This window comes from Synechococcus sp. CS-205 (assembly GCF_025128255.1).
GTDB lineage: Bacteria > Cyanobacteriota > Cyanobacteriia > PCC-6307 > Cyanobiaceae > Regnicoccus_A.
In genome coordinates this window covers 1-18,566 of sequence record NZ_JAHLZB010000014.1, presented here as the reverse complement: position 1 = coordinate 18,566, position 18,566 = coordinate 1, and the positions used below count along the sequence as shown (strand labels likewise).

The 18,566-nt window shown below is 67.3% G+C and carries 16 protein-coding genes and 1 tRNA gene; 6 read left to right on the top strand and 11 right to left on the bottom strand.

The annotated features are described in order from the left end of the window. The first annotated feature begins 4 nt into the window (after nt 1-4). Nucleotides 5-904, top strand: coding sequence for a fructosamine kinase family protein (locus KQ297_RS02935; protein WP_259738112.1), 900 nt, complete (start codon nt 5-7; stop codon nt 902-904). A gap of 10 nt (nt 905-914) precedes the next feature. Here the strand turns inward: KQ297_RS02935 and KQ297_RS02930 are convergent, their stop codons facing one another. Continuing rightward, on the bottom strand, nt 915-1,295 hold the full coding sequence (locus tag KQ297_RS02930; protein ID WP_185464167.1) for a CAAD domain-containing protein: 381 nt from the start codon (nt 1,293-1,295) through the stop codon (nt 915-917). Between the two features lie 47 nt (nt 1,296-1,342). Between KQ297_RS02930 and KQ297_RS02925 the strand changes: the two genes are divergently transcribed. Both KQ297_RS02925 and moeB read left to right on the top strand, forming a co-directional pair. Next, entirely contained in the window at nt 1,343-1,858 is a 516-nt protein-coding gene (locus KQ297_RS02925; protein ID WP_259738111.1) for a M67 family metallopeptidase, read from the top strand. Nucleotides 1,859-1,909: 51 nt separating this feature from the next. Continuing rightward, on the top strand, nt 1,910-3,082 hold the full coding sequence (moeB, locus tag KQ297_RS02920) for a molybdopterin-synthase adenylyltransferase MoeB (RefSeq protein ID WP_259738206.1): 1,173 nt from the start codon (nt 1,910-1,912) through the stop codon (nt 3,080-3,082). A 65-nt stretch (nt 3,083-3,147) separates the two neighbouring features. Here the strand turns inward: moeB and KQ297_RS02915 are convergent, their stop codons facing one another. Further along, a complete protein-coding gene (locus tag KQ297_RS02915) occupies nt 3,148-4,311 on the bottom strand; it encodes a cob(I)yrinic acid a,c-diamide adenosyltransferase (protein ID WP_259738110.1) in 1,164 nt (387 codons plus the stop codon). 46 nt (nt 4,312-4,357) lie between these two features. On the opposite strand from KQ297_RS02915, the gene larE reads away from it, so the two are divergent. After that, complete coding sequence (gene larE, locus KQ297_RS02910) at nt 4,358-5,278, top strand: ATP-dependent sacrificial sulfur transferase LarE (protein WP_259738109.1); 921 nt, start codon at nt 4,358-4,360, stop codon at nt 5,276-5,278. On the opposite strand, the gene speD is transcribed toward larE, so the two are convergent. Then, entirely contained in the window at nt 5,238-5,720 is a 483-nt protein-coding gene (gene speD, locus KQ297_RS02905; protein ID WP_259738108.1) for an adenosylmethionine decarboxylase, read from the bottom strand. The two genes, larE and speD, sit on opposite strands and share 41 nt — an antisense overlap. Before the next feature lie 47 nt (nt 5,721-5,767). Then, nucleotides 5,768-6,910, bottom strand: coding sequence for a DNA replication/repair protein RecF (gene recF / locus KQ297_RS02900; protein WP_399251114.1), 1,143 nt, complete (start codon nt 6,908-6,910; stop codon nt 5,768-5,770). 81 nt (nt 6,911-6,991) lie between these two features. Here recF and KQ297_RS02895 point away from each other — a divergent pair. Continuing rightward, nucleotides 6,992-7,065 (top strand) — tRNA-Arg (locus tag KQ297_RS02895). A 494-nt stretch (nt 7,066-7,559) separates the two neighbouring features. Here the strand turns inward: KQ297_RS02895 and ppc are convergent. The 7 genes from ppc to KQ297_RS02855 form a co-directional block, all read right to left on the bottom strand. After that, entirely contained in the window at nt 7,560-10,604 is a 3,045-nt protein-coding gene (gene ppc / locus KQ297_RS02885) for a phosphoenolpyruvate carboxylase (protein ID WP_399251074.1), read from the bottom strand. After that, a complete protein-coding gene (gshA, locus tag KQ297_RS02880) occupies nt 10,601-11,755 on the bottom strand; it encodes a glutamate--cysteine ligase (RefSeq protein WP_259738106.1) in 1,155 nt (384 codons plus the stop codon). The genes ppc and gshA overlap by 4 nt, the downstream gene beginning before the upstream one ends. Beyond that, on the bottom strand, nt 11,752-13,281 hold the full coding sequence (locus KQ297_RS02875; protein ID WP_259738204.1) for an anthranilate synthase component I family protein: 1,530 nt from the start codon (nt 13,279-13,281) through the stop codon (nt 11,752-11,754). The genes gshA and KQ297_RS02875 overlap by 4 nt, the downstream gene beginning before the upstream one ends. A 131-nt stretch (nt 13,282-13,412) precedes the next feature. After that, nucleotides 13,413-13,844 carry a photosystem I reaction center subunit II PsaD gene (locus KQ297_RS02870; RefSeq protein WP_185464158.1) on the bottom strand — a complete coding sequence of 144 codons (432 nt, stop codon included), beginning with the start codon at nt 13,842-13,844 and terminating at the stop codon, nt 13,413-13,415. A gap of 116 nt (nt 13,845-13,960) precedes the next feature. Then, nucleotides 13,961-15,352, bottom strand: coding sequence for a HAMP domain-containing sensor histidine kinase (locus tag KQ297_RS02865; RefSeq protein WP_259738105.1), 1,392 nt, complete (start codon nt 15,350-15,352; stop codon nt 13,961-13,963). After that, nucleotides 15,346-16,620, bottom strand: a complete 1,275-nt coding sequence (gene rodA, locus KQ297_RS02860; RefSeq protein WP_259738104.1) for a rod shape-determining protein RodA — start codon at nt 16,618-16,620, stop codon at nt 15,346-15,348. Before rodA ends, KQ297_RS02865 begins: the two co-directional genes overlap by 7 nt. A 5-nt stretch (nt 16,621-16,625) precedes the next feature. Further along, complete coding sequence (locus KQ297_RS02855; RefSeq protein WP_259738103.1) at nt 16,626-17,738, bottom strand: Mrp/NBP35 family ATP-binding protein; 1,113 nt, start codon at nt 17,736-17,738, stop codon at nt 16,626-16,628. A gap of 241 nt (nt 17,739-17,979) precedes the next feature. On the opposite strand from KQ297_RS02855, the gene KQ297_RS02850 reads away from it, so the two are divergent. Then, nucleotides 17,980-18,566, top strand: a 587-nt coding sequence (locus KQ297_RS02850) for a coproporphyrinogen III oxidase (protein ID WP_259738203.1), incomplete at its 3' end; no start/stop codon positions are given.

The window sequence follows — 18,566 nt, the reverse complement described above, 5'->3', positions numbered from 1 at the left end:
CGCGATGCGTGAATCCTGGGTGCGTTGGCTGGAGGAGACCCTTGGCCAGGACGTGGAACGGTGCCGCCCTGTGGGAGGTGGCTGCAGCCACAGGGCCTGGGCCCTGGAGCTCGCCGATGGCGGCCGCCTGTTCGCCAAAACGAACCAGGCCGATCTCCTGCCCGTGCTGGAGGCGGAGCAGGAGGGGTTGATGGCGCTGGCCGCGGTCGCAGGCCCGGAGCTGGTAGTGCCCAGGCCCCTGCACTGCGCCCTGGCTGGTTCCCAGGCCCTGCTGGTGATGGAGTGGCTGGATCTGCGCGCAGGCGGATCTGAGCAGGCCTGGGCTGCTGCAGGGGCGGGGCTGGCGCGGCTGCATCGCCGCACGGCCTCCGAGGGGGGCGCCGGTTTCGGTTGGCCGCGCGACAACTACATCGGCAGCGCGCTTCAGGCCAACCGCTGGAACCCCGATTGGGGTCTGTTCTTCGCCCAACAGCGACTGGGCCCCCAGCTGACGCTCGCGGAGCGATCGGGCCGGTCGCTGCCTGGCAGTCAGCGGCTGATGGAGTGCACTCCGCAGTGGTTGAACGGCCATGGAGCCGTTCCCTGCCTGGTGCACGGAGATCTCTGGGGAGGCAATGCCGCCGGCTTGTCCTCCAGCTCAGACTCCCCGGGCTCAGCTGGGGTGGCTCTGTTCGATCCAGCCGTCTACAGGGGTGACCGGGAAGTGGATCTGGCGATGGCCCATCTCTTCGGCGGCTTCCCGGCTGCTTTCTTCAGCGGCTACGAGCGAGAATGGCCCAGGCCCGATGGTCACCGCCTTCGGCAGAAGCTCTACGACCTCTATCACCTGCTCAACCACGCCAATCTGTTCGGTGGTGGCTACTGGGGTCAGGCCAAGTCCCTGATCACCGAGCTGGTGGGCTGAGCCTGAGGCTTCAGCCGAGGTACTCCTGACGCACGGACTGCAGACGGGAGACCACTGCGGAGCGCTTTTCGCTGGTGCTGAGGTTCTTCCAGCTCCACTGGCCGACCACCACCAGGCCCAGCAGCTCCAGCAGACCCGGCACCACTGGCAGCAGGTTGATGGTGTCGAGCACGCCCTTGATCAACACCTGGGCCACGATCACCACCAGCAGGATGCCGACACCCTTGCCGATCCGGCTGACCTGGGACCAGTCCACCTGATCCAGAGTCTGGTTGACCTTGGAGAGGATCTCGCCGTAGCGCTCACTGAAATTGGCGCCAGCTTCGCTCTCCGCCCATGTGGTGCCGCCCTCGGTGGTCGTCGGCTCCTGTTCGGTGGTTGCGTCGCTCATCAAAGGGGGGGGCGATGGTGTGAGAGTCAAGGGCTCAAGGTATCGGCATGGACAGCGGCTGGCCAGCGCGGCTTCTGGTTGATTCGCATCAGCTGACCGTTCTGCGGGCGGTGCTGACTGCCGCGGCGCCCCAGGAGGGATGTGCGCTGCTGCTCGGCGAGCCCAACCGTGCAAGGGCGCCGGCGCCGGCTGACGCTGCATCACGGATTCATGCCATCTGGCCTTGCCTGAACGTCTGGTCGCGCCCTGAGCAGCGCCATGAGCGTTTCGCCATCGACCCCCGAGAGCAACTTCTGGCGCAGAAGTGGGGTCGACTTCGGCGTTGGCAGGTGCTCGGCACGGCCCACAGCCATCCGGGTTCGGAAGCGATTCCTTCGACCACCGACCGCGCCTGGGCCTTCCCCCCGGCCCTGATGCTGATTCTCGGCGCCTCGGGCGAGCTGAGGGCCTGGTGGCTGGAGGAGCCGCAGGCAGCCCCTCGGGCCCTGCCGACTGCCCGGGAACTGGATCTGGTCACGCCGGATGTCCGGCCATCACGGGGGGGCGAGGATTTGGGAGAGTAGGGAGAGGGCTGCCACGCGCGGTCCCTTCTGCGGCCCTTGGCCTTCTCGCCCATGCTTCCCCCCGACATCAGCGGTGTTCAGCTCAGTCCCGATGAGGTGGCGCGCTTCTCCCGTCATCTGATCCTGCCGGAAGTGGGGATGGATGGACAGAAGCGCCTCAAGGCGGCCTCAGTGCTGTGCGTGGGCACCGGCGGCCTCGGCTCCCCGCTTCTGCTCTATCTGGCGGCCGCCGGCGTGGGCCGGATCGGCATCGTCGACTTCGACGTGGTGGACCACTCCAATCTCCAGCGTCAGGTGATCCACGGCACCAGCTGGGTGGGCAAGCCAAAGATCGAGTCGGCCAAGGCGCGGATCCATGAGATCAATCCCCACTGCCAGGTGGACCTCTACGAAACGGCCCTCACCAGCGAGAACGCCCTGGCGATCATCGAGCCCTACGACCTGGTCTGCGACGGCACCGACAACTTCCCCACCCGCTACCTGGTCAACGACGCCTGCGTGCTGCTGGGCAAGCCCAACGTGTATGGCTCGATCTTCCGCTTCGAGGGCCAGGCCACCGTGTTCAACCTGGATGCCGAAAGCCCCAATTACCGCGATCTCTTCCCCGAACCGCCGCCGCCGGGCATGGTCCCCTCCTGCGCCGAGGGCGGTGTGGTGGGAGTGCTGCCTGGCATCATCGGCGTGATTCAGGCCACCGAGGCCGTCAAGATCATCACCGGCATCGGCACCACCCTCAGCGGCCGCCTGCTCCTGTTTGATGCCCTCGCCATGAAATTCCGTGAGCTGAAGCTGCGCCCCAATACCGAGCGGCCGGTGATCGACAGGCTGATCGATTACCAGCAGTTCTGCGGTGTGGGCGGCACGGCTCCCGGACAGGAGGAAGCGGCCAGCGTGCCAAGCATCACCGTGGCTGAGCTCAAGACAGTGATCGATGGCCAGCTGGAGGACATCCTGCTGCTCGATGTGCGCAACCCCCCCGAAGCCGACATCGCGGTGATCCCCGGCTCGGTGCTGATGCCCCTCGATCGGATCGAGAGTGGCGAGGCGATCGATGACGTGCGCCGGATGGCCGAGGGCAAGCGGCTCTACGTGCACTGCAAGCTGGGTGGCCGCAGCGCCAAGGCTCTGCTGGCCCTGGGGCGCCACGGCATCGAAGGGGTCAACGTGAGTGGCGGCATCCAGGCCTGGAGCCAGGAGGTGGATCCTGCCGTGCCGATCTACTGACCCGGATCGGTTCAGCTGATGCCAGCGGGCGCCCATGGGGTGGTGGTCTCAGTTGTCCGCTTCGCTCAGTAATCCACCCCTCGCTTGAGGTCGACCCCACGCTCGGCGTAGTGCTTGTGACACACCATCTCGGAGTGCACACTGGCCAGATCGAAATAAGCGGGGGGATTCTTGCAGCGCCCCGTGATGATCACCTCTGTTTCAGAGGGTTTGCGAAGCAGCGTCTGCATGATCGGTTCGACGGGCAGCAGTTCCAGGTCAACGGTGGGATTGAGCTCATCGAGGATGACTGTTTTGTAGAGTCCGCTGGAAATGGCGGCCCGGGCGATTTCCCAGGCTCGCTCAGCTTCCACATAGTCAATCGGCTGCTGTTGACCCCTCCAGACGATGGCGTCACGGCCGGACCGGAGATGATCCACCAGGTGGGGGTAGCTTTCACGCAGTGCTGCGATTGCCGCGTCTTCGGTATAGCCGCTGCCCCCTTTGAGCCATTGCAGGATCAGGACCCGATGGCTCTTGTCCTGGCTGATGCCGCGACCGATCGCCTGCAGAGCCTTGCCCAGGGCACTGGTGGATTTCCCCTTGCCCTCACCGGTGTAGATCTCGATGCCGGCAATGCCGGCGCTGTCGCTGCCCTCACGTCGGTGGGCCCGCATCTCCGAGTGCAGGTCGGCCAGTTGCACCAGCGATCGCGGCGCACCCCGGCCGGTCACGATCACCTCCATGCCGGCCGGTTTGGCCGCCAGGGTGCGCACCACCTCCTCCACCTCCAGGAGCCCCAGGTCGAGCACCGGACTCAGTTCATCGAGCACCACCACGGAATAGAGCGCGCTGGCGATGGCACCGCGCGCGATGTCCCAGCCGCGCTGCGCCTCCTGGCGATCGAAGCGGGTGGCCTCCTCAGCGCCGAAGTGGTCGCCACGGCCCGTGCGTACCTGATCGATCAGGTGGGGAAATCCCTGCTGCAGCGCCTCGATCGCCGCGTCCTCGTCGTAGGCGCGACCGGGGCCCTTGAGGAAGCGCAGCAGCAGCACCCGGGTGCGCCTGCGTTCGCAGATTCCCAGGCCGATGGTGCGCAGCACCACCCCCAGGGCCGCCTGACTCTTGCCCTTGCCGTCACCGTCGTAGACGTGCAACTGGCCATGGCTGCGCTCATGACCGCCGGCGGCTGTGCGGATGCCGATGGCGCGGGACGGTGCACCGGAGGCCGCGCTGGAGGTCGGTGCCATGGGCTGGCCTTCTACGGTTGGATCTTAACGACCTCTGCCCCAGGCGATGAGCTCCCCGGCCCTGCACCCGTTGGTGGAATGTCTGCCGCCGCCTCTGGAGCAGGCTCTCGGCGGCCTGCGCCAGAGCATCAAGGCGCTGGGCTCCACACTGGTGGCCTACTCAGGTGGCGTCGACAGTGCCCTGGTGGCGGCCATCTCCGCCGAGCAGCTGGGGGCTGATGCCGAAGCCGTTACGGGTGTCTCGCCGGCCCTGGCCCCCCATCTGCTGCGCGAGGCCCGCTCCCAGGCGGCCTGGATGGGCATCCGGCACCGTGAAGTGGCCACCCGTGAACTGGAGGATCCCGCCTACAGCAGCAATCCGATCGACCGCTGTTATGCCTGCAAGCGGGAATTGCATGGGCTGCTGGCCTCCCTCTCAGCCGGTGGGATTCAGGTGCTGGATGGGGTGAACCTCGACGACCTCGGCGATCACCGTCCGGGCATCCGGGCCGCCCGCGAGCGGGGGGTGGTTTCGCCTCTGGCCGAACAGGGCATCGACAAGGCCGCCGTCCGTCAGATCTCCCGGGCGCTGGGGTTCCCCTGGTGGGACAAGCCGGCCCAGCCCTGCCTGGCTTCGCGCTTTCCCTATGGCGAGCCGGTCACGGCTTCGAGGCTGCAGCGGGTGGCCGCGGCCGAAGACTGGCTGCGCCGGCGCGGACTGGAGCAGTTGCGGGTGCGCTGCCAGGGAGCGACAGCCCGTCTGGAAATTCCAGCTGCCCAGCTCGATGACCTGTTCAGCTGGCTGCCACGTCAGGAGCTGGTGGAAGCCTTCAGGGCCTTCGGTTTTGTGGCCGTGAGCCTTGATCTCGAAGGGCTGATCAGCGGCAAGCTCAACCGCGAGCACGGTCTGCAGCCATCGGCCCCCGATCCGCTGACCTCAGATGGTTTCAGGCGGCCAGATCCAACGGTTCCCGGGTCTGGTCGCTGATCGCCTCGGGAGTTTCCCGGCGGAAGCTCTTGAGGTTGCAGCTGGATGCCTCCAGCTCTTCCCCCAGCACCTGGCAGGCCCGCTCAGGCATGGTGTGGTCGCCGCAGGTGAAGACATCCACCGCCGCATACCCCGATTCGGGCCAGGTGTGAATCGAGATATGGGACTCGGCCAACAGTGCCAGGCCCGTGACCCCCTGCGGTTCGAAGCGGTGGGTGATCAGATTGAGCAGGGTGGCGCCGGCACGTTTCGCTGCAGTCGTGATGGCGTCCCTGAGAAAAGCTTCGTCGTCGAGCTTCCCTGAATCGCAGTCGTAAAGCTCGAGGATGCAGTGTTTCCCCACCATGTCGCTGGTCGTGGGGGGTTGGGCTTGAAGGCTCTGGGGGCTTTGGGCTCCACTCCATCCCGGGTTGGGGTGGAGGCAGGGCAGGCTCTGGGTCATCGAATGCAGCCAAAGAGGATGCCATCTTACGCATCCCTTCAGATTTCTTACCGATTGGTCGGGGAATCCACCAGCTTCCCCCGGCTGATCCGCACCACCTGGGAGTCGCCCCCCTGCCAGGTGTCGCTGAACGAAGCCAGATGGGTGGCGCTCACCAGGCACTGGTGGCCTGTTCCCACCATCTCCAGCAGCAGCTCCTGCCGCCTCGGGTCCAGCTCCGCGAGCACATCGTCGAGCAGAAGCAGTGGTGGCTCACCCCAGAGCTGTTGCACCAGCTCCAGTTCAGCCAGCTTCAGGGCCAGCACCAGGGTGCGCTGCTGACCGGCGGATCCGAACCGGCGAGCCGGCTCCTCCCCCAGCAGCATCGCCACCTCATCGCGGTGGGGACCCACCTGGCAGGCCCCCAGCCGCCGTTCCTGCGGGCGCTGCCTTCTCAGTTGTTCCAGCAGCGCCTCCCGCCAGGGGGCCTCCGCTTCCTCCCCCTCCAGGCGACTGCCCGCCTGGTAGCGCAACTCCAGCCGCTCGCGACCACCACTGAGCCGCTCCTGCCAGGCTGCGGCCAGCGGTTGCAGGCGAACCAGGGCGCGGCGGCGACGCCGATGCAGCCGCGTGCCGATCAGGGCCATCTGCTGATCGAAGGCATCAAGAAGTGACTGCAGCTGCTGCTCCCCCTGACTCACGCCCCGGCGCAGCAACTGGCTGCGCTGGCGCAGAAGTCGGCCGTAGCGAGCCAGCAGCTCTGCGTACACCGGCTCCAGCTGCAGCACCACCCTGTCGAGCCACTGACGGCGCTGGGAGGGCTCCCCCCGCACCAGCTCCAGATCCAGGGCACTGAAGCCCACGCACCGCAGGGGGCCCACCAGATCGAGCTGACGGTCGAGAGCCTTGCCGTTGCGGCGGGCCTGACGCCCTCCCTGACGCCGCAGTTCCAGCTCCAGCTGATCGAGCGAAGATCCCGGAGCACCGGGTCCATGGCCTTGGCCGTCGCCGCACCAGCCGCGCACCAGCGCCCGGCTCTGGCCGTGACGGACCATGTCGCGGTCGTGACCGCTGCGGTGGGAGCGCAGGCTGCCGAGCAGCTCCACCGCTTCAAGCAGATTCGACTTGCCTTCTCCGTTGGCACCGACCACCAGCAGACGCGGGGCAGCGAGCTCGATCGAGAGCTGGGCGTAGTTGCGAAAATCGAGCAGCTCCAGGCGGTGCAGCCGAATGGGTCAGGAGCGACGTGCGGGTAAGCTACGACCACCGGGACAGGGATGACCTCCCCGCTCGGGCATGTAGCTCAGTTGGATAGAGCGTCAGATTCCGGTTCTGAATGTCGGGGGTTCGAGTCCCTCCATGCTCGCTTCACTCGACTCCCCCAGCTGCTGCTCACGGCCCTTCTCCAGCACCAGTCCCATGGCGCGGATTCCGCCGGGATCCACCAAGAACCCGTGCTGCTGAAGTGCTGAGAGCGCCTCAGGCGGGGCTGCCACCGAAATGCTGCAACCGCTGAGCTCACGGCGCAGGCGGCTCAGGGCGCCGTGAACCAGCACCGCCAGCACCGTCGACTGCTGGGGATCCAGAGGGCAGGCCGAGAGATCCCAGAGATTGGCGTTGAGGGCCTGATCGCTGGTGGCCCTCACGAAACCCACCAACCGTCCCTGAGGATTGCGCACGCACAGCTGCCAGGCGCTGCGTTCCAGCACCAGAGCCAGGCGGGTTTCATCCCGTGGCGCCTCGCCGCAGTCCACCAGCAACAGGTTCAACTCCCCGGGCTCAGGGGCCTCGACCTCCGTTCGGTAGCCCTCGGGAAGGCGTGGGGCGGGCGGTTGGCTGCGGAAGGGAATCAAGCGCGGCTCAACCGGTGTTGCGCATGCCCGCGGCGATGCCGTTGATGGTGAGCAGAGCTCCGCGCAGCAGTTCGCTGCGGCTGTAGGTGCGTCCATCCTGGCCTTCCCCGCTGCTGGCTTCGCTCATGGGGGGCTGTCGGTTCTGATCGCGCAGACGCCGCAGCAGGGCCACCTGCAGATACCCCAGGGGCACGATCGTCTGGTTCCGCAGCTCGACGGAGAGCTGCAGGGCCGGATCCCCATCGAGCAGGCGGGTGTGGCCCGAGATCATCAGCACCAGATCCCGGGTGAGCACGAATTCGGCAGCGATCACTTCGAAGATCCCCTCGAAGGCCTCGCGGTGGCTGGGGCGCCCCAGGGCCTGCACGTAGTGGTGGGCCAGGTCGAGATCCACCTTGGAGAGGGTCATCTCCACCTTCGAGATCAGCATCCGGAAGAAGGGCCAGCGCTGGTACAGCAGCCGCAGCAACTCCAGCTGTCCGGGGTCCTCGGTCAGTTCCTCCTCCAGGGCCGCCCCAACGCCGAACCAGCTGGGCAGAAGGAAACGGCTCTGGGTCCAGCCGAACACCCAGGGGATCGCCCGCAGGCTGGAGAGGTCCTTGGCGCCACTCTTGCGGCGGGCGGGGCGGCTGGAGATCTGCAGCTTGCTGATCTCCTCGATCGGCGTGACCTGCTGGAAGAACGCCACCAGGTCGGGGTTTTCATGCACCAGCCGGCGGTAGTGAACCCTGGAGCGGGCCGCCAGGCGGCCCATCAACTCGTTCCAGGTGGGGGTGTCATCGACGCTGGTGCTCACCAGGCTGTTCTGCAGCACGGCTGTGGTCACCGTTTCGAGGTTGTAGAGCGCCAGTTCAGGCAGGGAGTACTTGGAGGCCAGCACTTCACCCTGCTCGGTGATCTTGATGCGGCCGTTGAGGGTGCCACTGGGCTGGGCCAGGATCGCCTGGTAGGCCGGTCCGCCCCCCCGTCCCACCGAGCCACCACGGCCGTGGAAAATACACAGGGCCACATCGTGCTCGGAGGCCAGCCGCTGCAGGGCGATCTGGGCCTTGTGAATTTCCCAGTTGCTGGAGAGGAACCCCGAGTCCTTGTTGCTGTCGGAATAGCCGAGCATCACCTCCTGAAGGGGCTTGTCGGATTCGGAGCTGCTGGCCAGCAGGGTTCGGTAGAAGGGTTCGCTGAACAGGCGTTGCATCACCGCTGGGGCGCGCTGCAGATCCTCCACCGTCTCGAACAGGGGCACCACCAGCAGCTGGGTCTGCACGGCCTTGGGGTCCACCAGGCCGGCCTCCTTGGCCAGCAGCATCACTTCGAGCAGATCGGAGACCGTGTGCGCCATCGAGATGATGTAGCTGCGGCAGATGCGCGGGCCGAATTCCTCCTGCAGCCGCTGCAGCATGCGGAACACGGCGAAGGTTTCGTCGGTCGCGGGGCTCCAGCGGGCGGCTGGGGGCAGCAGCGGCCGCCGGGTCTGCAGTTCCTGGAGCAGCCACTGCACCCGCTGTTCCTCGTCCATGTCCCCGTAGGGGACGGGCAGTTGCAGGTAGCGGGTCAGTTCGTCGAGAGCATCGCTGTGGCGGGTGCTCTCCTGGCGGATGTCGAGACTGGCCAGGCAGAAGGCGAAGATGTGGACCTGGCTGAGCAGGGTCTGCAGGGGTGCACAGCTCAGGCCTGTGGTCTCGAGGCTGTCGCGCAGCAGTTCCAGGTCCTGGCGCAGCTCGTTCACCGAGCCGTAGTGCAGTTCGGGCGGGGCGGCGGCCATCGGCCCGGTGCCTGTGATCAGCACAGCCGGCCCGGCGTTGTCGCAGGGGGATTCCCAGCCGGCTTCGGCCAGCTGCTGGTTGCGCTGATGGGTCAGGCGCAACCGCTCCACGATGTAGCTGAGCTTGAGGCGGTAGGGCTCGAGCCGGTAGCGGGCCGCCCGCTCCTCGTAGATCTCGGGGAACCGCAGGCGGTCCATCTCCAGAGACTCGAGCAGGGGGGCGCTCACCTGGGACCACTGCATGGAGATGCTCAGCTGGTCGCGCAGGCCCTGCACCGCCGTGATGTAGCGCTCGATCATCAGCTGGCGCTGATAGCAGGCGGTACGCCAGGTGATGTCGGGGGTGACGGAAGGGTTGCCATCGCGGTCGGAGCCCACCCAGGAGCCAAAGGTGCAGAAGGCATCGCGCGGTGCCACCACGTCCGGGTAACTGCCGCTGAGGGCATTGATGATGCGCTGGCGTAACAGCGGCATCGCATCGAAGAGCACCTGCTGGAAGTAGTGGAGCGCGTAGTCCACCTCGTCGAGCACCGAGGGTTTGAACTGGTGCAGCTCGTCGGTGCGCCACCAGAGCCGGATCTCCTCCTCCAGCTGCAGCCTGAGGCTGCGTTCGTCCTGCAGTTCGGTGGGACTGTCCTGCTGCAGGCGATGGATCAGGGCGGCCACACGCCGCTGTTTGTGTCGCACGGTGTGGCGCACGATCTCCGTGGGGTGTGCCGTGAACACCAGGCGGATGTCGAGTTCCCGCAGCAGGTTCTCGATCTGGGCCGGAGGAACGTTCAGTCCCCGCAGCCGCGTGAACAGCTCCCGGAAGGTGGCGGGATCGGTCTGACTGGCGAGCGGGGGCGCGAAGGGATCGGGGCTGGTGGGAGGGGAGGTCTCCTGCAGGCTGGCGAGGTAGCTGTCTTCCTCGATGTGCTGCTCGAGGATGTTCACCAGCTGGAAGTACAGGGAGAAGGCGCGGGCGGCCGCGATCGCCTCCGAGAGGTCCATCTCCCTGATCAGCTGGACGATGGCCGCGGTGGTATCCAGAGTTCCATCGGCGGCCTCCGTCGGGTCACTCAGCCGCTTGAGGCGCAGCAACCTCTCGGACTGATCGGGCGGACATTCGCTGCGCAGCACTGTTCGCCACAGGTCTTCGACCAGCTCCAGCCGCTCTCCCAGCAGCCTGGTGACACGGGGAGACGGAGCCGTTGGCACGGCCTGGGAAGCCTGGGCGAGAACGGCTGATGGGGCGGACAGGGGCTGCCGCATGGGGGCCGACGCAGGCGAGGAAGGCTCCATGATCATCCCAAAGGGTGAGAAGTCGCTGTGTTGCGTGGTGCTGGTTCCGCTTCCGCCAGCTGCATGGCCTTGGCTTCATCCGAGAGGATCTCAGCCAGAGGCACGCCTTGGGCGTGCCTCTCCAGCCAGCGCATCGCTTCATTGCCCTGTCCCAGGATCAGCTGGAGCGGCTCAAGCCAGGGGCTCAGGCCGAGCTCGGCGGCAAGCGGCGCCATCCCATCGAGCTCCCGTTGAATCCAGGTGGCGGCCTCGATCTCTTCCCCCGAGCGCCAGTCGCTGAGCGTGGCCTTCAGGCTCAGGCGGGCGGCGGCACGGTCGTTGCGGTCGGCAAGCTCGGCCAGCCGATCCGGCTCCAGTGAGCTGGCCAACAGAGGATCGTGGGCCGCCGGATCCTCCAGCATCTGGAGCAGGCGCAGCTCCGCGAACACGGTGACGGCCAGGAGCTGGCGCGGTTGGCTGATCAGATCACAGATCCGGATCTCCAGCCGGTTGAGGTCGTGGGGTCGATTCTCCCCATTGGGCCGCACGGAGGTCCAGAGATGACGCACGTTGCGCATGGACCCGGCGGCCAGCTGGGCCTCCATCCACTGGATGTAGTGCTGATGATCGAGAAACAGCGGCACCCTGGCCGGCGTGAGCGGAAACTGCAGCCAGCGCTGGGAGTGGGCACCGGTGGCGACCCCATCGAGGAAGGGTGAGCTGGCACTGAGGGCCAGCAGCAGGGCCCCCTCGCAGCGCAACAGCCGACAGCCGGCGAACAGGCCGTCCATCTCGGTGAGCCCCAGGTTGATGTGCACACTGGCGGTCACCACCCGGGTGCCGTAGGTGGCCTCGATGTAGCCGTGGTAGGGGTTGCTGGGATCGGAGCGCTCGAAGCGCCGGCTGTCCCCGCGGCTGAGGGTGCTGCCTGGGAGCAGCGTCAGGCTCCGCTCGTTCAGCCAGCGGCGCAGGCGTCTGCGGGGCTCCAGCAGCAGCTCCAGCTGGTGGCCGTAGTCGGCATCCGGCGAGGTGATGTACTCGAGGTTGCGGTGGTCGGGTTCGGTGACGAAGCCCTCCAGATCGGTGGCGGCTTGCTCCGCCACGCCCACCACCGTGCCATCGGCCCTGCCGGTGAACAGTTCCACCTCGAAGCCCTTGAGCAGGAGACGATCGTTCATGAGCCGCTTCCCTGCAGGCAGGCCAGAGCCTTGAGCAGGCCGCGGGCCTTGTTCAGGGTTTCCTGGTACTCGGCGGCCGGCTGGGAGTCGGCCACCAGTCCTGCGCCGGCCTGCACCTGCACACGCCAGCCACCGGCGCCGTCGGGGAGCACCACCATGGTGCGGATCGTGATGGCGGTGTTGAGGGCGCCGGCCAGATCCACCGCTCCGTAGACCCCGGAATAGGGGCCGCGGGCATCCGGTTCGTGGGCGTGGATGAGCTGCATGGCCCGGATCTTGGGCGCGCCGCTGACTGTTCCGGCGGGGAAGGCGGCCTTGAGCAGATCCCAGACGTCCTGGTCGGGATCGAGCAGGCCCTCCACCTGACTGACGATGTGCATCACGTGGGAGTAGCGCTCGACAACCATCAGCTCGGTGACCCGGACACTGCCCGGCCTGCAGACCCGGCCCAGGTCGTTGCGACCCAGGTCCACCAGCATCACGTGCTCGGCGCGCTCCTTGGGGTCGGCCAGCAGCTCCTGCTCCAGAGCCAGGTCCTCGGCCTCGTCGGCTCCGCGGGGGCGAGTGCCGGCGATCGGGCGCAGTGAAGCCTGGATGCCGCCGGTCACCGGTTCGGCCTTCACCATCACCTCCGGGCTCGAGCCGATCAGATACCAGCCGCCGAAGTTGAAGAAAGCCATGTAGGGCGATGGGTTCACCATCCGCAGGCTGCGGTACAGCTCGAACGGATCCCGATGGATGCGCGTCTCCAGCCGTTGGCTGAGCACCAGTTGGAACACGTCACCCGCGGCGATGTGCTCACGGGCGGCCACCACCGCCGCCTCGAAATCGGCCTGGGTGCGGTTGCTGCGGGTGTCCAGGTCCTGCTCGGGCTCAGCCTCCCACTGAAGGGGTGTGACGCCAGCCGGCAGGGGGCCGTGCATGCGCTCCTCAAGTGACTGAATCCTGGCGGCGGCCTCGGCGTAGGCCGCCAGGGGATCGGCCCCAGTGCTGAGGTCGGCATAGGCCACGGCCGTGATCTGTCGCTTCACCTGGTCGAACACCAGCAGGCTGTCGGCCAGCATCCAGCAGCCGTCGGGAGGGCCCTGGGGATCACTGGGATGGACGGGCACGCTCGGCTCGATCCAGCGGATCAGCTCGTAGCCCCAGAAACCGAACAGTTGCCCCAGGGGTGGCAACCCGGGGATGACCGTGGGATGGATCGAGGCCAGGCAGCCAGCCAGCAGCTCGAAGGGATTCCCTTGAAACTGCGTCTGGCGGCCATCACGCCAGCACTGCTGTCCGCTGTTTCCGCGGGCGGTGAAAGTCCAGACCGGATCGGACACCACGACGCTCCAGCGCCCCAGCCGCTCGCCCCCTTCCACCGACTCCAGCAGGACGCCATGGCTGCTGGCGGCCCCCACCTTCAGCCAGGTGGTGAGCGGGGTTTCCAGATCAGCAGGCCAGCGCTTCCAGAGAGGGATGAAGGTGCTGTCGTTGCCGTCCGCCGCCTGGGCAAGGAATGCGTTGCGATCGGGGAAGGGCATCACGGCAACGGGCAGACAAAAAAAACGGGGCACCCGGCCCCGCCTTTCTAAGGGTTGGAGGAATCAGGCCAGAGTGCCGATCCCCCAAGGAGATTCCAGGAAGGATCAAGAAGTGCACCCAGGCCCGGAACTCAGGAATCGAAGGTGTTGCGGCCGGAGAACTTGAGGGTGGAGGGATCGGGGTTCTCTCCGATGCTGCGGGGGTTGTGACCCACGATCGGACGACCTTCGTTCACTTTCTCGGGGAAGACACCATCTTTGGGGTGCAGGTATTCGGTATCACCGCCGGGGAAGATGCGGTAGATCTTGAAATCCTCGATGCGTGGCTTGAACTTGGTACGCAGCTGGGTACCGAGGGCCAGGCACTGCTCCTTGCGGGAGAAGTACATGATGTTCTCGCCTTCGTTCATCTCTGCAGCTCCACCGGTGGGAAGCTCAAACACCTGGCCCTTGGCGCTGGTCCAGGTGATGGCGTACTTCTCCTCGGTTTCGGCGGAGTTGAGCAGACCGCCCGTGCTGCCGATGGACTTGGGAAGTTGACCGCTCAGCGCCGTTGCTGTCATGGCTGTTGGGGGTGTTGAGTCGGCGGACCCGTCGGGGAGTCGGCGGACCATGTCGGCTGGAAGCTAGCACTGCAATCTTGGCCCCCCTGGCTGCTGCCCCGCTCTCTTCACACCCGTCAACAAACGTCTGTGTCGTGGACGGTTTCACCCCCCGCCACGGGAAAGAACACGGTCAGACCCTGGCCGGCCCGTTCCGTGAAACGTCCTCCCAGGCTGTGGAAGAGACGCTGGGTGGCCTGGCGGCTCAGTTGCAGGCTGCCCGTGAGGGGATTCCAGCGCAGCACCGGACCAACGTCGTCGGCCGTGTCTTCTTCGGGTGTGCTGGCCAAGGTCGTTGCGCTCCCGGGCGGTTCGGTACAGCGCAGCTGCAGCTTCAGGCGCGAGCCTGCGGGTTGCAGGCGGATCAGCACCGTGCTGCCCGAGGGCAGACTGCGGATGAAGCGATCCACCAGCCCCCCAAGCATCGTCTCGAGCCGGTTCGGGTCGCTCAGTACCGGTGGCAGCTGACCGCTGATCGCCAGCTCCAGTTTCAGTCCGCGGCGCCTCAGCTGCCGTTGCCAGAGCTCTTCGAACCCTTGCAACAGCTCGGCCAGGTCGGTGCGGGCCAGGGTCTGGTGGGGCTGTGGCCGCCGCTGCAGCTCGGCGGCATGGAAGATCAGGCCGAAACGGTCGATCTGTTCGCTGCATTCCCCGTCGATCTGCTCCAGCCGTTGGCGCACCACAGGCGGCAGGTCGGTGCGCCGCAGCACCGAGCGGATCAGGGTGCGGATCGTGGCCAGGGGCGTGCGCACCTCGTGGGTGAGGGCCTCCAGCAGGGCCAGTTCCCCGTTGCTCTCCGCCCGGTCGTCTTCCTGACCCTGCACCAGGGGCTGCAGGGTCAGGCTCGGGGCCATCGCCGCCAGCCGCTCAGCCAGCCTCGGCCAGAAGCGCAGTGCTGTGCTCTCCTCGCTGCGCAGGGGGCCGAGCTCCTGGAGGGCCTTGCGCAAGCGCAGGGCCGACTGGGGGGCCGTGGCCCTCAGGCGCTCATCCACCAGAGCCAGGGTTTCCGAGAGGGTGGTGGGATCGAAGCGAAGCACCAGCCGCCGCTGCTGTGGGCTGCCTTCGAGGGCCATGGCCAGCTGCAGCTGGGGTGTGATCAGTACAAGCAGGGGGTCGGTGCCGTCTTCTGGCTCCAGGGCCAGGCGTTCGTAGGGGTTGGCGCCGCCGGGGGAGCCTGGTTTCGCTGCGGATTCCGCTCCGGGCAGCAAGGGACCTGATGGGCCCAGGCCAGTGCCGATCTGTGCAGGAGCCCACACCCAGCCCTGCAACTGCTCCAGCAGCGCGGGCTCGTAGAGGGCCGGCAGCGGTGAGGCCAGCCAGACGCCCCGCAGCGGTTGCAACGGAAGCAGGAAATCGTCCTGCAGGGTGGCCAGCGCGGCCCACCACTGGCGCCGCACCGTGTCGTCATCGCTGCGGCCCGGCGGGACTCCCTGCGACAGCCTGGCCTGCAGGACGGGCAGGCTCACCATCGCCGATAAGGCGCTCGGCCGTGGCGGGACACCGAGGCGCACAGCCCCAGGGAGATGAAGTTGACGAGCATCGCCGAGCGCCCGTAACTCAGCCAGGGCAGGGGAATGCCGGTGATTGGGCCCAGGCCGATGGTCATGTTGATGTTCACCACCACCTGGAACATCAGCATCGCCCCGATGCCCACAACCACCAGGGATTCGTAATCGTTGCGTGCCCCCCCGGCGATCTGGAGGAGGCGCCACATCAGCACCACGAAGCCCACCACCACCAACATCGAGCCGATGAAACCGGTTTCCTCCCCCAGGGCACTGAAGATGAAATCGGTGTGCTGCTCCGGGATGAAGCGCAGCAGGGTGAGATGGCCCTGCATCAGGCCGGTGCCCCAGAGCCCCCCCGAGCCGATGCCCACCGTGCTCTGTAGCAGGTGGTAGCCACCTCCGAGGGGATCCTGGGAAGGATCGAGAAACATGGTCAGGCGCGCTCGCTGGTGCTCCTTGAGGCCGTGGGACCAAAGCCAGGGGGTGCCCAGGGCGAACACCCCCTGAATCAGAACGGTGAAGGAAGCCGCCTGGGCCTTCCAGGGGAGGCTGCGCCAGGCCAGCAGGCCCATGGCGGGGATCCAGGCCACCAGCGCCCAGGGAATGGTGCCGGCGAGGATCGCTGTGAACAGTGGCGAGAGCAGGAGCAGCAGCCAGGCCCCGGGCATCCCCGACCAGAACATCATCACCAGCAGCAAGGCGCCGAACACCAGGGAGGTGCCCAGGTCGGGCTGGACGAACACCAGCAGCCAGGGCACGCTGATCATTGCCACGGGGCGGATCAGGTCCACCGGACGCTCCACAGGATGGCGGGAGAGCACCCCAGCCAGCAGCAGGATCGCGGCCACCTTGGCGAACTCCGAGGGCTGCACGTTGAAGCCGGCGATGTTGATCCAGCTCTGGGCACCGAGGGCGCTCACCCCCACCACCCGCACCGCCACAAGGCTCGCCACCATGACCCCATAGATCAGCCAGCGGAACGGCTGGTAACGCTCCAGCGGGATCCGGGCCAGCACGAGGGCGAGGCCCAGGCCCACCGCCGCGGTGATCCAGTGCTGGTACCAGACGGCATAGGGGGCCTGGCGCTGGGTGCTGGCGATCAGGAGGCCGGCCACCGCCACCATGGCCAGGGGAATGCCCCACAGCACCAGATCCACCCCTTCGAGGGGCCGCCGCCGGGACGGCCGCGCCGTCGAGAACATGCTGCGCCGGGTGCCCAGCCAGGCCATCGTGATCAGGCGGCGGCCAGGCTGAGGCTGGTGATCCGCTGGGCCAGGGACTGGAAGGCGCGGGCGGTGGCCGACTCGGGTCGAGCGATCACCACGGGCCTGCCCTGGTCACCCCCATCCACAACGGCCATCTCGAGGGGCAGCTCGGCCAGCAGGGGAACGTCGGCTTCAGCGGCCAGGGTGGCCCCACCGCCACTGCCGAAGATGGCGTAACTGGCCTCGGGCCGGTCGGGGGGGATGAAGGTGCTCATGTTCTCGACAACGCCCAGGACGGGAACACCCATCTGCATGAACATCGCCAGGCCGCGGCGGGCGTCCTGCAGGGAGACCCGCTGGGGGGTGGTCACGATCACCACGCCGGCCATCGGCACCGCCTGGGCGAGCGTGAGCTGGGCATCGCCGGTGCCGGGTGGCAGGTCCACCACCAGCACGTCACGCTCCCCCCAGTCGGCCTGGTAGAGGAACTGACGGATGATGCCGTTGAGCATCGGGCCTCGCCACACCACCGGTTGGTTCTCCTGGATCAGCAGGCCCATCGACACCATGCCGATGCCACAGGTCTCGATCGGCACCAGCACCTGCTCGTTGCCGCTGCCGCTGCCGCGCACCTCCGGGGTGCGGTCGGCCACCCCGAGCATGGTCGGGGCGTTCGGGCCGTAGATGTCGGCGTCGAGCAGACCCACCCGAAGACCGCTCTGGGCCAGGGCGCAGGCCAGGTTCACAGCCACGGTGCTTTTGCCCACGCCTCCCTTGCCGCTGCTCACGGCGATGATCCGGCCCACGCCGGGGATGCCCTGGCGCTCGGGCAGGTTGCCGCCGCCACCGGGGCCGTGGCCCGCGCCACCGATCGGTGACCCCTCAGGCCGTCCGCCCCCGCTGGGCTGGGCCAGCTCGATCTGCACTTCCTCGATGCTCTCGAGCGCCATCAGCGCCGCGCGGGCTTCGGCGGCGATGCGCTCCCGCTGGCTGGTGGCATAGCCCGGCAGGGCCAGGCTGAAGACCACACGGCTTCCCTGGGGACGCACCTGCTGGATCCAGCCCATTTCGAGCAGACTCCGCCCCGTGCCCGCATCGCAGAGGGGCTCAAGGGCGGCAAGGGCCTGTTCAGCGGTGGCCATCCGTGGGTGCCGGCATCAGGGGCGATCCTAGGGGCCGCCCCCATGACAGAGGCTCTCGAAGGCTTGTGCGCCGGTTCGGCTGGCTGGAATGGTGGAGAGGTTTCGGACGTCCGGCGGGGCGTGATCGTCAGTGGTGGAGCAGGGACAGACGGGTGTGGCCGGTGGGGAGCAGGGCCGGGCAGTGCCAGAGCCCCTGCAGCGCCCCCCGGCCGATTCCCGTGCCCGTGCCCGCGCCCTGCTGATGGGCCTGCAGGACAGCATCTGCACGGGCCTGCAGGCCCTCGATGGCGAGGGGGTGTTCCAGGAGGAGAGCTGGGAGCGGCCGGAGGGGGGCGGAGGTCGCTCGCGGGTGATGAAGGCCGGGCGGGTCTTCGAGCAGGGCGGCGTGAATTTCTCCGAGGTGGAGGGTGACCAGCTCCCTCCATCAATCCTCAGCCAGCGGCCGGAAGCCGCCGGCCAGCGCTGGTTCGCCACCGGCACCTCGATGGTGCTCCATCCCCGCAGCCCCTATGTGCCCACGGTGCACCTCAACTACCGCTATTTCGAGGCGGGGCCGGTGTGGTGGTTCGGCGGCGGCGCCGATCTCACGCCCTACTACCCCTTTCTGGCGGATGCCCGTCACTTTCACCACACCTTGAAGGGGGCCTGTGACAGTGTCGATCCCACGCTGTATCCGGTGTTCAAGCCCTGGTGCGACGAATACTTCTTCCTGAAGCACCGCGGTGAAACCCGGGGTGTGGGCGGCATCTTCTACGACTACCAGGACCCCGGTGGAGCCCTCTACAAGGGGCAGGATCCCAGCGGTCGGGCTGCGGCGATGGCCGCAGC

Coding starts and splice junctions, on each gene's coding strand:
- KQ297_RS02935 (WP_259738112.1), top strand. CDS start 5: ATGCGTGAATCCTGGGTGCGTTGGCTGGAGGAGACCCTTGGCCAGGAC.
- KQ297_RS02930 (WP_185464167.1), bottom strand. CDS start 1,295: ATGAGCGACGCAACCACCGAACAGGAGCCGACGACCACCGAGGGCGGC.
- KQ297_RS02925 (WP_259738111.1), top strand. CDS start 1,343: ATGGACAGCGGCTGGCCAGCGCGGCTTCTGGTTGATTCGCATCAGCTG.
- moeB (WP_259738206.1), top strand. CDS start 1,910: ATGCTTCCCCCCGACATCAGCGGTGTTCAGCTCAGTCCCGATGAGGTG.
- KQ297_RS02915 (WP_259738110.1), bottom strand. CDS start 4,311: ATGGCACCGACCTCCAGCGCGGCCTCCGGTGCACCGTCCCGCGCCATC.
- larE (WP_259738109.1), top strand. CDS start 4,358: ATGAGCTCCCCGGCCCTGCACCCGTTGGTGGAATGTCTGCCGCCGCCT.
- speD (WP_259738108.1), bottom strand. CDS start 5,720: ATGACCCAGAGCCTGCCCTGCCTCCACCCCAACCCGGGATGGAGTGGA.
- ppc (WP_399251074.1), bottom strand. CDS start 10,604: ATGATCATGGAGCCTTCCTCGCCTGCGTCGGCCCCCATGCGGCAGCCC.
- gshA (WP_259738106.1), bottom strand. CDS start 11,755: ATGAACGATCGTCTCCTGCTCAAGGGCTTCGAGGTGGAACTGTTCACC.
- KQ297_RS02875 (WP_259738204.1), bottom strand. CDS start 13,281: ATGCCCTTCCCCGATCGCAACGCATTCCTTGCCCAGGCGGCGGACGGC.
- KQ297_RS02870 (WP_185464158.1), bottom strand. CDS start 13,844: ATGACAGCAACGGCGCTGAGCGGTCAACTTCCCAAGTCCATCGGCAGC.
- KQ297_RS02865 (WP_259738105.1), bottom strand. CDS start 15,352: ATGGTGAGCCTGCCCGTCCTGCAGGCCAGGCTGTCGCAGGGAGTCCCG.
- rodA (WP_259738104.1), bottom strand. CDS start 16,620: ATGGCCTGGCTGGGCACCCGGCGCAGCATGTTCTCGACGGCGCGGCCG.
- KQ297_RS02855 (WP_259738103.1), bottom strand. CDS start 17,738: ATGGCCACCGCTGAACAGGCCCTTGCCGCCCTTGAGCCCCTCTGCGAT.